The organism is Paenarthrobacter sp. UW852, assembly GCF_024608385.1.
Classification (GTDB): domain Bacteria; phylum Actinomycetota; class Actinomycetes; order Actinomycetales; family Micrococcaceae; genus Arthrobacter.
The window spans coordinates 76,162-92,541 of record NZ_JAMSGY010000011.1 but is presented as its reverse complement, the minus strand read 5'-3'; the positions used below and the strand labels follow the sequence as shown (position 1 = coordinate 92,541).

Annotated in this window: 8 protein-coding genes; 7 read left to right on the top strand and 1 reads right to left on the bottom strand. The window is 66.3% G+C overall.

What is annotated here, in order from left to right; all coding sequences use genetic code 11:
• The first annotated feature begins 83 nt into the window (after window positions 1–83).
• The 7 genes from NEK97_RS17565 (at window position 84) to NEK97_RS17535 (ending at window position 15,936) form a co-directional block, all read left to right on the top strand.
• The gene (locus tag NEK97_RS17565; protein ID WP_142133567.1) at window positions 84–2,153 is read left to right on the top strand and encodes a hypothetical protein; all 2,070 of its coding nucleotides are present in this window, start codon (window positions 84–86) and stop codon (window positions 2,151–2,153) included.
• Window positions 2,154–2,278: 125 nt separating this feature from the next.
• Entirely contained in the window at window positions 2,279–6,373 is a 4,095-nt protein-coding gene (locus NEK97_RS17560; RefSeq protein WP_257371041.1) for a type IV secretory system conjugative DNA transfer family protein, read from the top strand.
• A 166-nt stretch (window positions 6,374–6,539) separates the two neighbouring features.
• Window positions 6,540–12,101 (top strand): hypothetical protein, encoded by a 5,562-nt coding sequence (locus NEK97_RS17555; protein WP_257371040.1) that lies wholly within the window; start codon window positions 6,540–6,542, stop codon window positions 12,099–12,101.
• Window position 12,102: 1 nt separating this feature from the next.
• Window positions 12,103–13,857 carry a hypothetical protein gene (locus NEK97_RS17550; protein ID WP_257371039.1) on the top strand — a complete coding sequence of 585 codons (1,755 nt, stop codon included), beginning with the start codon at window positions 12,103–12,105 and terminating at the stop codon, window positions 13,855–13,857.
• A gap of 30 nt (window positions 13,858–13,887) precedes the next feature.
• Window positions 13,888–14,253 carry a hypothetical protein gene (locus NEK97_RS17545; protein WP_166185560.1) on the top strand — a complete coding sequence of 122 codons (366 nt, stop codon included), beginning with the start codon at window positions 13,888–13,890 and terminating at the stop codon, window positions 14,251–14,253.
• Window positions 14,254–14,362: 109 nt separating this feature from the next.
• On the top strand, window positions 14,363–14,734 hold the full coding sequence (locus NEK97_RS17540) for an HU family DNA-binding protein (RefSeq protein WP_257371038.1): 372 nt from the start codon (window positions 14,363–14,365) through the stop codon (window positions 14,732–14,734).
• A gap of 104 nt (window positions 14,735–14,838) precedes the next feature.
• Window positions 14,839–15,936, top strand: coding sequence for a hypothetical protein (locus NEK97_RS17535; protein WP_257371037.1), 1,098 nt, complete (start codon window positions 14,839–14,841; stop codon window positions 15,934–15,936).
• Window positions 15,937–15,946: 10 nt separating this feature from the next.
• On the opposite strand, the gene NEK97_RS17530 is transcribed toward NEK97_RS17535, so the two are convergent.
• Complete coding sequence (locus NEK97_RS17530) at window positions 15,947–16,321, bottom strand: hypothetical protein (protein WP_257371036.1); 375 nt, start codon at window positions 16,319–16,321, stop codon at window positions 15,947–15,949.
• Between the last annotated feature and the right edge of the window lie 59 nt (window positions 16,322–16,380).

The window sequence follows — 16,380 nt, the reverse complement described above, 5'->3', positions numbered from 1 at the left end:
ATCATTGCACCTATCGACTCATGAGCGATAGGATACTCATATACCAGGCGAACTGCGTTTCATCATCGAAGGGATCGACACCAATGGGCATTCTGGGCACGGCTGCGGGAAGCCGGAACAAGGATCGGAAGAAGAAGCCTGACGAGCTGCTGTCGTCCGTGGTCAGGGAGACGGCGATCCCCGCAGCAGTCGAACTGCTGCGGTCGAACGCGAAGTTCGTCTTCCCCAGCGGCACGGCGTGGGTCATGCTCGTGCTGGCCGCCGAGTCCATCGGCGGGCTGAGCAAGCGGCACGGCCGCGACGAGGCGAAGGGCTCGCTCATCGAGCTCATTGACTCCGACCAGATCAAGACCGTCGCCACGGCAGAGATGTTGGGCGAAGAGGTCTTCGGCATCATCCCCAACACGGAGACGCTTGCGCGCATGGAGGAGTACTCGCTCCTGGCTGGCGCGGAGTACTCCTGGGCCGTCGTCTGGCAGAAGCCCAGCGGCGAGCTGCTGGTGGACCTGGTCGCCGAGGCCACGTTCAAGCAGGCCCAGGAGGTCGCTTCCGGCACGCTGAGCCTCGAGGAGGCTGTCGGAGCGCAGGCCTGGCGCGAGCACAGCGGCGTCACCACCGACGAGCCCGGGACCCGTCCCGCGGCGGACGCGGACGCTGTTGCTGCCGTGGATACCGCCGACGAGGGTGACCCGATCTTCGACTCGATCTCCGGCGGGGACGAGGGTGCCGGTGACGAGCCGGTTTTCGACGCTGCGGGCGATGAGCCCGTGTTCGACGACGAAGCCGTCGACTTCGGAGACGAGGACGCGGCCCCGGTTGCGGTGGAGCCGGAGCCCGGCTTCGACGGCACGGCCGGCTTCGAGGAGTTCGACGAGGAGTCCGGTCCCGTGACCGCCGACGATACGGCGTACGCCCCGGCCGAGGAGGAAGCCGTCCTGCTGGAGAACCAGGAGCAGGTGCGCGAGGTCATCGCCCGCCGCTTCCTCTCCGAGGACCTGGACCTCGACGTGCGCCTGGACGAGTTCAATGCGACCTTCGCCATCGGCGCGCCGGTCGTGCAGATCGAGGTGCCGCAGGGTGCGACCGAATGGCTCGGCGACCAGGTCGCCCAGCTCAACCGGCAGGCGAACGCCGACCTTGCCCAGCTGCGGTGGGCGCACGAGGACGAACTGCGCACGCTGTACGTGAACCTCATGTCGGCCCACGTCGAGCAGGTCATCCGTGACGTGGCCACCGACCGCGAGGGCTCGCGCTACAAGGCACTCAAGGACGGCACCGAGGCGGCGCACCGCGAGCGGGAGTCCGAGAAGGAACAGCGGATCCGCACCCGCAAGGCCGAGATCGTCCAGGACTACGAGGCCCAGGCGAAGAAGCTCGCCGAGCAGGCCGCCCTCCAGGCGGAGATCCAGTACAAGGAGCGCAACCGCTCCCGCATGGAGCGCGAGCAGGCCGACGCCGTCGCCGAGATCGAGCGGGTGCTCGAGAACTCCTACTCGCACGACCGCCAGGAGATCCTGCGCGTGCGCCGCTCCGACGCCGCCCTGAAGATGCAGGTCGGCACTACGCGGATCTTCGAGGTCCTGGCCGAGAAGCAGAAGGCCTACCTCGAGGCCGAGGAGCAGCGTCTGGGGCAGTGGAAGGCCGAGATCCAGCGGATCGTCGACGACAACCGCAAGGCGGACATCGCCCAGGCCGAGGCTCTGGCAGAGCACCAGCGCACCACCGACGAGATCGGCGTCCTGCGCCGCGAGCAGGAGGCGCTGCTGGAGTCGATCCGCAACGAGCACGCCGACCGCATCCGCCGGATGGAGGACGAGCTCGACCGCAACCGCAAGGACGCGATCACCCAGATGCAGGCCCGCGAGACGGAATGGCAGCACAGCCTGTCCCTCGAGAAGGAGAAGACCGACTCGGCCACGCAGCGCAACACGGACCTGCTGCAGCAGATGGAGGTTGTCGAGGACTCGGTCAAGCGCCGTTACGAGGCGCGGCTGGAGGAAATGGCTGCGGACAAGGAGTCCTACGCCAGCGAGCTGGCAAGGGCTTCGGAGATCCAGAGCCGCTACAACAAGATGCTCATCGCCCTGATCGTCGCGCTGCCCGTGCTCGGCGGCCTCGCCGGCTTCATCGGCGGGGCGGCCATGGGCGGCTGACCCGACTCGGAGATCGACGGGGGTCTGACGGCGCATGGGGCTCGCACCCCGTGCGCCGTCGGCGTCTTCCGGATCACAACAGGCGCAGGACACACAGACACACGCGGAAACAGGCAGGGAGAATCATGGCAGGCAGCAAGCGCAGGGCGGCACGGCCCAAGGCCAGCGGCTGGGAGAAGATCTCGGCGGGTCGGCCGGAGGAGACGCTGACGAACCGGGACGTCTATGAAGACCAGCAGCTGGACCGCGGCGAGCGGCTGAGCAAGAAGTCGAACACGTCGGGCCTCGTGCTCGCCGGCGTCGCTGGCCTGCTGGTCGCGATCGTGGCGTGGGTGCTGTACTCGGTCATTGCTACGGCAGTGCTCACGCTCGGGGCGACGATGGGCGGTGGCCTGGGCGGAAACAGCAGCGGAAAGCCGGACTCGTACTACGTGGAGGACACTACGACAGGCCAGGGCGGGGCCCCGATGACGTGCTACCGCGCCGTCAACGAGAAGGGTAACCCCGAGATCGGCTCGAAGTGCTACCCGGATCTCAGGGACGTCCCGGTGCCAGCGTGGTGGACCCACGCAGGCAGCGCCGCCCAGGACGCCCCGAAGGCTGACCAGGGGGCCACGCCCACGGCGACGAACGTCGGCGGGCAGCTGGGGTCCGTCACCGGGTTCAAGCTCTTCCTGACGCTGGGATCGGGCGCGCTGGTCATGATCGTGATCTCCACCTGGACCGGACGCCAGGTCGCCAAGCACAACGCGACGGTCGACCACACGGACATCAACGACCACCGCAACGACCAGCACATCGCGCTGCCGGAGGAGGTCCAGCAGAACTACGACTGGTTCCCGGACGCCGGTGCGCACTCGGAGGTGCAGGTCAGCTCCATGATCAGTCACATGATGCTCAGCAAGAAGGGGCTGGGCACGGTCAAGGTCTCCCGGCGCGCAGATTCCGACGTGATTGACCAGGACGGCAACATCGTCTACTACAAGGGTGAGGTCATGGACGGCGACGACGGCGAGCCGCTGGTCGAGACCCTGCCGCTGATCGACGAGGAGTTCGGCGAGGCGCTCTTTGACGCCTCGGGCCTGCCCCGGGACAAGCGGCTGCGCCGGAAGTATGACGCAACGGTCATCCCGTACAACCCGCCCACCGAGGAGAGCCAGCGCAAGGCCAAAGAGGCGAAGGACCCTGGGAAGCTCCAGGGCGCGAACCGTGACAAGCTCGGGCCCTACCGTACGGTGTCGGACCTGATCACCGATGACTGGGAGTTCCCGGCGTACGAAGTCCAGCGCCCTGCCGGTGCCTACATCGTCGACACTGCTCCCGTGAACACGATGGTGCTGGCCATCACCAGGGCGGGCAAGGGTCAGACCTACATCGAGCCGATGATCGACATGTGGTCGCGGGAGAAGAAGCCCTCGAACATGGTCATCAACGACCCCAAGGGCGAGCTGCTCGTCAAGAATTACATCCCGCTGGTCACGCGCGGCTTCGAGCCGGTGCAGTTCAACCTGATCAACGCGATGAAGACCGACATCTACAACCCGCTGGGCATGGCCGCCGACGCCGCCCGCGAGGGCGACTCGACCAAGTGCGCGCTGTACATCGAGAACATCGGCGAGGTTTTCTTCCCGCTGGACGGCGGTGAGGACCCGGTCTGGCCGAACGCGGCGAACAACGCCTTCAAACGGGCCGCCTACGGTCTCATCGACTACTACCTCGAGGAGGAGCGTGAGCTGCGCGAGTACGCAGCAGCCACCGGCATGGACCCGGGCACGCTGGAGCAGCGGCTGGACGACATGTGGGGAAAGGTCACGCTGTACAACTGCTACCAGCTCTTCGTGCAGCTGACCTCGAAGAAGTGGAAGAACCCCGCTGCCGAGCTGGAGAAGCGCATCAAGAACGGCGAGTTCGAAGAGGACGAGGACGCCCTGGCCGAGGAGCAGGCCAAGGTCGCCGAGAAGGACTTCCTATGGGAGGGCAAGGCCGAGCAGGACCTGCTCACGCTCTACTTCAACGCCACCCAGGCCCTGCCGCGCAACTCGATGCGCACGCTCGTCGGCAACGCCCACAACGCCTTGGTCGCCATGGCCGGTGCGGAGAAGATGATGTCCTCGGTCTACGGCATCGCGATCACGGGCATGAGCTTCTTCACCGACCCGACGATCTCGACCCTGACCTCGGGCAAGCCGAGCCAGAACACTGACCTGGCGGGCCTGTCCTTCCCGCGGCGGCTGGGCGTGCGGTTCTCGCCGAACTTCATGAAGCGCGACCACCTGCTCGGGCAGATGGCGAGCTGGTCGGCGTACGCGGACCCGATGTTCACCCAGAACCTTGGCAAGGACTTCGAGCACTCGGAGATCGTCGGCCGCGTGGGCTGGGCGCGCTATAACTTCAAGGGAATCTTCCCCGGCGACGAGGCCTGGCTGAAGCTGGAGCTGAAGAACCCGCAGAGCGGCATGCTCGTGCGCACTTTCTACTTCCACTTCCGCAAGAGCTACCAGCTCTCCCTCAACGGCCGGCACTTCGTGGTCGAGCCGGTCACCGGCAAGAAGATCGTGAAGAACGGCGTGCTGCGCGAGCTGCGACCAGTGCGGGAGGGTGGCACCCGCGACGGGAAGATACTCTCGTTCCAGCCCGGCGACACGACCTTTCCGAGCCGCAAGCTGGACTTCTCCGGCGGAGGGCACCCTGAGGAGGTCGAGGTCCGGGCGCGCGCGATCACGCAGACGATGGCGCGGTACTCGGAGTCGCCCAAGGCGGTCTTTCTCGTCACTCCCCCGCACCTGATGAAGTACGCCAAGCTGATCCTGATCCTGGTCAAGCAGCTGGTGGACGTCTCGTTTGACCAGTCGTACATGACCAAGTCGAACCAGAAGCCGCTCTACCGCACCCGGTTCATGCTCGACGAGCTCGGCAACCTGCAGTCCGACGGTAATGGCATCGCCGGCTTCGAGACCATGCTCTCCATCGGCCTCGGCCAGGAGCAGCAGTTCACGCTTATCCTGCAGACGCTGCAGCAGCTGCGCGACGTCTACGGCGAGTCGGTCGACAAGATTGTGCAGGGAAACACGAGCAACATCGTCTTCCTCAAGTCGACCGACGACTCGATGATTGAGACGCTGGAGAAGATGAGCGGCAAGACTCACCGTACCCACGCCAGCTCGAAGCAGATCACGCAGAACCTGGACAAGGTGGTCGGCGGGAAGACGGACGGAGCGATTTCGCGCACCTGGTCGACGGAGGAGGAGCCGCTGATCAAGTACAACGATTTTGCCTTCCTCTCGCCTCGCAACTCGATCGTGCTGCGCGCCGGCGACGCGCCGGTCTGGAACCGCAACGAGACGATCCTGCCGATGTCATTCAAGCTGCTCGGCAACACGATCACCCACCCTGGGCACGAGTACTCGCTGCAGACGATCCCCACGCTCAGCTCCGCGATGGAGTTCGACGTGCGCATGAACCAGCCGGACTTCGTCAAGATGCTCGACAAGCGCATGGCCCAGGCGGTCAGGGCGGCCGACGCCAAGACGCTCTACCAGGAGACGTACGACTACAAGGACATCGACATCGAGCGCCTCGACCCGGACGTCTACTCGGACGAGGTCATGGAGGTCATCACGCGGATGGTTTTCACCGACGAGAGTGGCGATCCCAACGCCCCGGTGGTCGTGGACCCGGACGACTACGAGGCCATGATGCTGGGCAACGACGAGGAGTTCCTGGAGGACGTGGAGGTGGCCGCGACCGTGGCTGCCCACCAGGCGACGCAGAAGGACCACAAGCGCCTGGTCTACGCCGAGGGCACGGTCAGCAAGGAGATGCTGACCAATCTCGACGGCTCGGCGAAGGTCAAGGCCCTGGACCTTGAGATTGGTGAGGCGTACAAGACCGCGCTGGTGGAGATGCAGCGGGACCGCGAGCACTTCTCAGTCGGCGGGGACGGCGAGCTGCGCAGCGCCGACGGGTCAAAGACCTACATCAGCCAGGTCCGTTCCGATGCCTACACCGACGCCGCCCGCAGGATCAACGGCCAGATCAGCGACGAGGGCTCGCGCGTGTTCGCCGAGCAGGACGTGACCGAGGAGGATCTGCGGTCGCTGGCCACGGTCAAGGTGCACGCCGCCTTTTACACGTACCTGGCCTCGCTGCCCAGCTGGGAGGTCCTGGCCGACGGGGCTTTCGACCGGGCCATGGCCGTAGAGATGAAGTCCCGGGGGTAGTGCCGGCGGGTCTATTCGCTCCGTGCCGGGACAGTCGATGCAATTCGACTGTCCCGGCATTCGTCTTTTGGCTCGTTTCTGACTCGTCTATCGCCTCCATTCGAATCATCAGGGTATGATCTATACATAGTTATGTCCCCGAGCGTCCACAGGAGGCTGAGTAGCAATGAAGAAGGCACACGGACTGAGGCGGTACTTCTACGAGTACGTCCTCTACAAGGCAGTCGAGCAGGCCCGGGAGCAGAGCGGGGAGATCATTCCGATCTCCCAGGCGAAGGCCATCCGTGCACGGGTCGACCAGATCCTCAGCCAGCGCGGAACCGCCCTGGCTGATCCCGGACTCGGCGTCACCGCGTGTCTGACTGCGATCGACACGGCCTTCTCCGAGCGCGTCCCGGACTACGAGGCGCAGTTCGGCGACCACTCCCCCGCCAACGAGCGCTACCAGACGCTGCAGCGCGAGTTCACCCGTGCCACGGGCGTCGGAGCGGAGATCGACCCGCGTTCGGCGCGACTGCCGATCAGCCCTTACGACCCGGCCTGGTCCGAGCGCGCGACGGTGAAGCGCGCAGGTACCGAGCTGCTGTACATTCCCGACGAGACGATCGTGAAGAACGCCGGCGGCGAGGTGGAGTCCTTGTCTGAGCCGCGCCGCGGGAACATGACGCTCTGGCGGCTCGACGAGGACGGTAAGCCGTACGAGGCCGGCCGTGCCATGACCAACGACGACGCCGCAGGCCTCACGGCGCTCATGGACAAGATGAGCCGCCAGGAGTACGACCAGGTCCGCGAGTGGGTCATCGACGGCGGACGCGACCCGCAGACCGGCCGCGTTGACCGCAACCGTTTCATGTCCCAGCGGGCGGTGGCGCGCTCGGCGGCGCTGCTCGAGGAGCTGAAGTCCCAGGGCGTGGCCTACGAGGTCCTGCGCGACCGTGAGCCCGGGCAGATCAAGGCCCGGATCTCCGGGACCGGCATGGAGATCCGTCTCACTGACACGCGCCAGGAGGAGTACGCCGGGGCGCGCATCTACGACAACGGAACGGTGCTGCGCTACAGCACCAATCACCGGGTGCCCGGCGGCATGGCCGTGCCCGCCCCGACTTCCGAGGACGCCGTGCGGCTGTTGCGTTTTGCCCAAGGCCTGCCCATCGAACGCGAGGATCTTCCCGGCACGGTGGTCGGCGTCGTCGGCTCCAGCCACCCCGAGCATGGCCGCGGCCGCTCCCTCATCGACGTGCCGGACAGCTATCACGTCGACCGCGAGAGCATGTTCGTCGTCGCGGACTATGTCGTCCCCGGTGAGAGCGCCCCGCGCCCCGGGTCCAAGGTCATGCTGCGCCGGGATGCCAAGAACCGCTCCCTGCCGACCTTCTTCGTGGATGCAGAGCCGGCCGAGGCCTACGGTCGCGAGGCCGTGGACACCGCGCGGGAGAACCTGCGCGCCGCCCTGGGCGTCGAGGAGCTGATCCTGCGCGCGGAGTCTGAGCTGCAGCGCACCGAGGGCGCGCTCGACGAGATCGAGCCCCAGGAGTATGCCTCTGACCCCGAGGTCGCGGCGATCCAGCGCTCTTACTGGGACGTGCTCACCGGAGCGCGCAGCGAGCTGCTGCGTCCGGGCGCGACCGAGGAGATGTACCAGGAGCGCCTGGAGGAGATCGGCGAGCTGCAGGCCGGTGAGCTTCCGGACCTGGGCAACCTCGTCTATGGTGGCACGGCCGCCGACAAGGTCCGTGCGCACGCTGATGACGTTCCGTTCGAGCTGGTCGGCACCTGGGATGCCGAGCCGCACCTGATCGACGGTGAGTGGCTCGACCAGCGCTTCGACCCCGCCCGCGTCGCCAAGTACATGACCAGCCCGACCGGCCAGTGGTCTAACCTGGACAACCTTGCCTCGGCGCTGCGCCGCTGCGGGGTGCCTCCCACCGAGCTCATGGGTACCAGCTTCCAGACGACCCGCTTCAAGGACCGGATCGTCTCCTTCCATGCGGCCACCGCCGCCCCCATCGCCGAGCATCCCTCGGAGTTCATGCGCCGGATCGGTCAGACCGTCCGGGAGAGCATCGAGCGCAACGCCGCGACGCCGGGTGAGATCCTGGTCGACGCGCAGGGCGTCATCAGCTGGACCGCCGAAAAGCTGCGTCGTGACGGCAAGGCCACGCCGGTCTCCGGTGAGATCGGCCAGGTCTTCGATGTCGGCAGCCATGGGGAGATTGTCACGCGCTTCGCCAGTGGCGAGAACGCGCTGATCGTCCCCGGCTACGAGGCGCGGATCAAGGCCCAGACCCCGGGCGAGGCCCCCAAGTCGGTCGAGGAGCGCACGGTGCTGCGCGGCTACGAACAGCTGATGCACGAGCGCATCCAGTACCAGCTTGCCGGTGACCTCGTCTCCGGCCGCAGCCGGACCGGCGAGCCGGCCTCGCTGAACGCGGTGTACTCGCAGCTCTACGGCACCAAGCACCCGGTTGACTTCCTCGAACGGGCCACGACGTATGAGGTCGACCCTGCCACCGGCAAGGCCACCGCACGGCTGGACGAGTGGACGGCCTCGATCCTCGAGACCGAGGCCAAGCGCGTGCGCTACTCCAACGAGATCAAGCAGGGCTCGACGATCTACGCTGAGTACCGCGCCGAACGCGATCGCACCGACCCGGCCGACGACAACGTCTTCGACGCCTGGCGGCTCACCGGTGGACGGAACATGACGGTGCTCACGGGAACCGACCGTAACCATGTGACGGCTCCCGGCGGCTTCTTCGATCCGGTGATGACCGGCGGCGCGACCAACCAGGGCATCGTGCGCTACCTCACCGAGGACGCCGCCGTGCGCCCCGACGGCACGATTGAGCCGGGTGACCCGGAGACCGTGACCGGCTCCCGCGCCCCGCTGATGAGCCGGCCGGAGCTGGAGACGCTGCGCTATGACCCGTTCGACCGCCAGCAGATGACGGCCTCGACGATCATGCAGTCTTCCGAGGTGACGAAGCCGACCGGCACCGCTCTGATGACCTTCGGCGGCTGGACGGCCGACGACCCGATCGTGGTGTCGACGGAGTTCTCCGAGCGGCATCGCATCCGCGGGGCCGGTGGCCAGCTGCGCGACCTCGTCGTGGGCGACAAGATCAGCGATCTGCACGGCAACAAGGGTGTCGTCTCTCTGGTGGTCGACCGCCACATGGACCCGGACGAGGCGCGTGTCCAGGGCCTGGAGCAGGAGGTGGCCTGGTTCAGGGAGAACCCGGGCATCGACGTGGTGATGAGCCCGTTCTCGCTGATCTCCCGCCGCAACGCCGGATCGGCGCGCGAGCTGATGGGTGGTGCCGTGGGCGACATCCGCCGCCCGGCCGTCCAGGGCCCCGATGCCGGGCCGGTCGACGGAGGGTTGGGCGAGATGCGGTTCGTGGTCACCCACATGGCTGTCGACGAGAAGACCAAGATCTACGACGACGAACAGGTGCGCGCCGGCAAGGGGCGCAAGGCCTCCTCGCAGCTGGCCTGGGCGCTGCAGTCCCAGGACTGCCCGGCGATCATGCGCGAGTTCTACGGCCACAACTCCGGTGCCGAGTCGAACCTGCGCGAGTATCTGCTGGTGGCGGGACTGGACATGGAGGCCGACGGCACCCTGCGTGTCGTGGGCCAGGCCGAGAGTGTCGACGAGCGGCCCGAGCGCCGTCTGATCCCGATGCCGGAGCTGATGCGCACGCAGCCGCGCAGCGAAGGCGCGACGCCGGGGCTGAACACCACGGCCATGCGCAAGTCCTTCGGCGACCTGATCGGCGATCGTGGCGGCGACATGGAAATCCCCTTTCCGCTGACCTACCCGACGAGTCAGCTGACCGAGACGGTCAGCGCGACTTCGTGGAAGCTGCCGGTGCTCTCTTCGCACCTGCGCAGCGGCCAGGAGTTCGACGACGGCACGTCCGTCACGCACGACTACACGCGCAGCTATCAGGACGTCTTCGTCGAAGCCTGCCGCTACCGGTACATGGCCGAGCAGCTGGACGACCACGGCCTGTCGCCGGACAAGCGCGCCGAGGTGCGCCGGGGCATGAGCGAGTCTGTCTCGCGGGCCCAGCGTGCCTTCGAGGCGATCACCACGGACGTGCAGAACCGCGTGCTGACCGGCAAGAACAACATCTTCAAGACCGGGCTGATGAGCTCGCGCTTGTCGGACTCGGCCACGATGGTCTGGACCGCCGACCCTCGGCTGGACATCGATCAGATCGCTCTGAGCTCGGTCAAGGCCGAGCAGCTGGGCCTGGCCGAAGGCGATCACGCGCTGGTCTGGCGCGACCCGGTCCTGCGCGACGCCGGCGTGCGCTACATGCGCGTGGCGATCGACGACCGGCTCACCGGCGCGGCGATCAACCCGGTGATGGACCAGTGCTTCGACGGCGACTTCGACGGTGACGCGGTCGCCGTCGTGAGGCTGCACAGCGAGGCCGCCAAGGCCGAGGCGATGGCCAGGCTCTCGGTCGGAGCGAACCTCCTGGACACCGGCGTGGTGAAGGCCGACGGCTCGCACCCGCTGGCCATGCAGGTCTCGCTGGACACCCAGGTGGCGCTGTCCAAGAGCCCGGAGCTGGCGGAGAGCCTTGAGAGTGCCGTCAAGGAGGCGAACCGCCTGCGGTTCGTCAGCGATCCGCACGAGGTTGCCGCCGGCCACGAGGTCCTCGTCGAGGAGCTCAGCGATCTCTATCGCTCGGCACAGCGCGGCGAGTTCGGCTCGGCGCTGACCTTCAGCAGCCGCGAAGCGCACTTGCAGAGCGTGCGCGAAGTCTGCGTCGAGACCGGGGCTAAGGGCAGCGAGAAGAAGCTCGGGGACTACGCCCGCAACCTCGGCGACGAGCAGGGCACGCCGGGCATCACGCAGGAGGACCAGGAGGCCTCGATGTTCGCCACGGCGATCAAGGCCCACGGCACGGGACTGGGTGGCTCGTTCTCCCAGCGTGCGGTGCGCGCCCTGCGTGGCGCTGACCTGAAGGCGGTGCTTGAGGTGACCTATCCGGTGACCCAGTCGATCCTGCAGGCCAAGCACGACGCTGCGGAGGCACGGCACAAGTACGAGATGCTGCAGGGTCCCGGGCGCGATCTGTGGCGCGGCCGCAAGCTCGAGCACACCGGCCCCGGCCAGTGGCGTCCCGAGTTCGCCGACGGCGAGGCTGTCCAGGCCACGGCCGAGGAGTGGGAGGCCCAGTTCGTTGAGTTCTACGAGGCCAAGGACGGGTTCAACGTTTCGGTCAACCCGGACTGCGTCGCCCGAGTCGCCCGCGCGCTGGAGGACCCGAAGACGGGCCTGGTGCGCAACCTCGAGGAGGACCCGTCCCTGGCGGGCACGGTGATGGACCGTATGGCCTACGGCGGCGACTTCGAGGCGCTGGTGCAGGCTGCGAAGAATCGCGAGAGCGTCTTCGACGGCGAGAAGAACGAGCAGTTCGCCTCAGCGGGCACCCGCCGTGCCCGGGCCGCGGCGGCGCGCGAGCTCGACGCGTTCGCGGCGCACGGCCTCGACGGGCTGGACGGCCTGGACTCCGCGGAGGCCGCGGTGGATGCCTCGGTCCTCAAGCGTGACGTGCTCGCGCAGACCGGGGACGGGGCCGCCAGGGCGCGCGGTGCCAGCCGGCGCTCGGCACACGCCGTCGGCGTGGGCTGCCGTCGCCCGGCCTGGACGCCGAGCTACGAGACCGGGCAGCAGCAGAGTGACGACGACTATGGACTGGGAGGCTGACATGACACAGGACACGGAGCAGGAAATGGGTCCGGGCGGCAGGGGTCGGGGGCGCAAGGCACTGCCTGTCGACCCGTTGGGCGACGTCCATGCCGTGTACGGGATGGACGGCGGGGAGGAGGACATCATCGACGCGGAGATTGTCGACGAGCCGGAGACGCAGGCCGGACACGACACCTCACGCGGGCAGCGCGAGTGGCTGCGCGACCGTGCCCGCGGCTTCTTCGGGGCCACGACGCGGGAGTGGACCGAGGAGCGGGAGCGCCAGCGTGCACGCGACCAGGAGCGCGCTGCGGCCGACGATGACGGCCTCGACGACCGGGAGCGGCTGCTGAAGCTCCGGGCGGAGACGCGGCTGGCGGGCGAGGCGTACATGCAGACGCTGCGCGATTCGAAGCTGCTCGTGCCCGGCTTCAACGACGGGGAGCGCACGAAGGAGTTCGACGCGATGCACGCGGTCTACATGCAGATGATGATGCAGGGCTGCCTGCGTCCGCTCACCCGCGGCGTGAACCCGAACTCGGTCATCCAGGCCGCCGGCATGATGATGGCAATGCGGATGCTCGCTCCTGACTTCAGGAAGGAGATGGACTCCTACCTGCAGCCGTTCAAGGACAAGGTCCAGGACCGGATCGACGCGAAGACCCGGCACATCGGCGAGAGGGCCGAGCGCCAGGCGGCCCTGGTCGGAGATCTGTTCGGGGGCGCGCCGGAGGCGCAGGAGGCCGCCGGCGACGACGGCGGGAAGCAGTCCGGGAAGTTGGGCGGGCGGTGGGGCACCAGCAGGGACGACTTCCTTTCCCGGCGCTGGCGTACCCGCCTGGAGGACCTGGAGCGCCGCGAGCGGGGCAACCGAGAGTTGTTTACTCCCGAGTCGGCGGCCATGACCGAGGTCGCACTCATGGAGAACGCCTTCTGGAAGATGCGTGACCCCGAGCAGGACGCGAAGCAGATCAACGCCAGCTACAAGGCCCTGCGCAAGCGCCTGCGCCAGCAGATGGGGGACGACGGGCTCGACCGTGCCGAGGTGGTCAAGCGCGCCCGGACGATCATCGGCGAGCGGATGGAGTCCGAGCCGGAGCTGCGCCTGATGTTCAACGGCGTCGCGCACGGCCGCATCGTCAAGGCCCCGCCGCACGAGGCCCGCCTCGCGGGCACCGACAGGGTACGCGAGGTCTGGACCGGGGAGTTCGACGACCACCTGGGCCGGCGGATCCCCGACGAGGGCATGTTCACGCTGCGCCTGCCGATGGAGCCGGACGAGCACCAGGTGCAGCTGGCGGAAACCATGAAGGCGGCGATGCTGGACGGCGTCCAGCGTGGCGACGGACAGACCCTCGGCGGCAGTGTCATGGGCTACATGATCGGTTTCGCGGCCAAGAAGCAGGGCCTGGACACCCGCGGGCTGCCCGAGGACCTCCAGCAGCGCCTCGACCAGTCCGAGAGCATGCTCGCAAGCATGGAGATCGATGGTCTCTCGGACGAGGAGCAGCAGCGTGTCTACTCGAACGCCTACGTGGACGCCATCGAGGAGCTGAACAAGCAGGACCCGGATTTTGAGCACGAGCTCAAGCTGGCCCTCGGCGAGGACTGGCAGGACACGATGCGGGCCGCGGTCGACGATCCCGCTACTTTCCTGGCGGCGCAGCGCACGCGGCCCCAGCCCTTCCGACAGGGGCCCGGCCCCTCGGCCCGGCCGGGGCCGGAGGGCCAGTGGAGCCGCGACCGCGGAGCCGAGGACTACCAGCCGGCATAGTCCGGAAACGAACGAGAAGGAGACAGGACTATGAGCGACGACCAGCAGGTAGAGCAGCAGGAGCGGTACGGTTCCCGGCTCGCCCAGATGTTCGGGTACGTCACGCCCGAGGACCGCGGTCGCTGGGAGCAGCAGCGTGCGCAGAACAAGAAGAACGTCAACGCAACCAAGCAGGGTGCGAAGTCCTCCGTGAGCTCGATGATGGAGTTCGGCGACAAGAACATCAACGCCAAGCTCAACGCGGCCCACCGGATCGCCGACCAGCAGCGGTTCGACGAGTCCCACGACAAGATCGTCAGCACACGGCGCGATCCGAAGACTCGGTCGATTATTGAGTCAGTTGACTACGAGTACAAGGACGACCGCCAGTCCATTGATCCGGATTTCGAGCTTTAGTTGAATGAATACCGACAGGTCTGTGGATCGCTTTTCGACAGGCCTGTCGGATAAACTGGTTTTCAAGCAGGAAGCGGACGACGAGGGATGATAGGACAAAGGTGTGGGCATGAAGACGACGGTTCATCCGCGGATCAGCAAGCGTGGATTCATCTCGAAGGTGGCCGGCCGCAGCGGACAGCCGATAAGGGTGGTGAGTGAGGTGTACGAGTCGCTCATCGCGGAGCTCACCGACGCCATGCGCCGTGGAGACACCGTCGTGCTCACCGGCTTTGGCCGCTTCGCCCGGCAGACGCACAAAGGCCACAAGGTCCGGTTCGGCAAGAAGGACGTGGATGACTACTCGGTGCTGAAGTTCTCAGCGTCACGCAGCATCAATCGACGGCTCGATCCGGACACTGACCTGGGCGGCCAGGAGACCTTGAGGCTGATCGATGAATTTGACGAGGCTGAGGAGGTCCTTGCCCGGGTGGCGGGATAGACGACGGGCAGCTGCTGACAGAAAAAAGAAGAACCCCGGCGATGCGGAAGCATCACCGGGGTTCTTCTGTCCGTAAGGGGCTGCAGGTGCCAAGACCGGTCCCTGTGCACGGCGCATCGTCAGGGGTCGCTTATGATCGCTCGGTGATCTCGTCTGAATTCCTCACCTGTACCTCCCATGTGCCATTGCTCCAGTCAGTGGTGCAATGCGATCCATTTAGCGTGATTGTGAGGTCGCCGGAACAGGACTGGGACCCGAGCACTTTGTTGTCCGCCCTCAGCCAGGCGTCGGCCGTTCTGGTCGCCATCATTGGTGGTTTCCTGGTCAGCCGGCTTGTCGCGATCTCCAGCGAACGCGAGGGTATCAGGAGGTTGGTGGAAGCAGCAACCGGCCGTATTCAGCACATTGAGTCGGACCTGGACCAGGCCCATCAGACGCGATTGAACAGGGCAAAGAGCTATCTCTACGAAGAAGCAGTGGAGAAAATACTCGAAGATCCGGCTTTGGATCTCGACTCCTTGATCCAAGGCCGCTTGCTAGGGGGAACGGCAGTGGATGAGCTCAAACCGTATGCGCTTTCGCTTCGGCAACGCGTGCAGGACGCGGTGAAGGCTATCAACGGGAAGCTCAGGAAGGGTGACACCAAGGCGTTGGAGCTTGAAGCTCTTGTCGAGCGGGGTCTGGTGATTGCTGACGCCGATCAGGATATTTACGAACAGGCCTTCAAGCATCGGCGACGCAGCCTTCCCTCTCCGGCGGGTCTGGCGATGTTTGGACCGAGCAGCTATGCGGATTTATCTTCGGTACTTCGACCGGGGATCATTTCAGATGCGGCACACGCGGCAAGCCTGCGACGGCAGGACGAGGAAATCAAGGCTGAGGCAGATCTGCGGACGCAACTCCGGGCGGCTGTGGCCGAGCGGGACCGCTTGGATGAAGAGCTGGCCCGCGTCGGCAAGCCTGTGGGTGTGGCTGCGGCCATGTGGATGCTGGGCCTCCTCTCGCTGGGAATCCTCGTACCGTTGATCATGATGGCCTTTGAGCCCAAGGGCCTGGACGTCGTGTCCAAGATTCTGCTGCTTGGCAGCTTTGTCATCGGACTGGTGGCGATTCTTTGGTATGTCGGTTGGTTCTGGCTAAAGATCGGCAAAGACAATACACAAGCCACGCCAGGAAGGTCCTCGGAAGCCCCGCCCCGGTAAAGGCCAGTAGTCACGCAATCTTGATGGCCGCCTTTTGCCGACGTTTTGCCGTTGCATTGCGAACCTCGGCGGCAATGCTCCAGGCAGCCGTTTCCGCAGTTCCGTTGGCCGGATGAACGAGAACACCGTGTGGGCCCGTGAGGCTTTCACCTGTACGGGTGCTGGCGTGCACGCAGTACCTGCGCTGGTTGTGCACGGTGTAGGTGACTTCCAACTCCAGTTCGACATCCCAGATGTGCTGCTGGTCCCGCAGAGCTTTCCTTGTCGCCGCCAGGAACGTCAGGGCCGCGGCATCTTCAATCTGCTGTGAGGTGGGTTCCTTGTAGCGCCGGCCACCGGCAGTCCCGGCAGACCCAGCGGGGTTTGTAACAGCTTCAGTGGACATGACGACTCCTGTTTCGAATGTGGTTGGTTTCCCTGATCGAAGAAGGACCCGGTCACAGC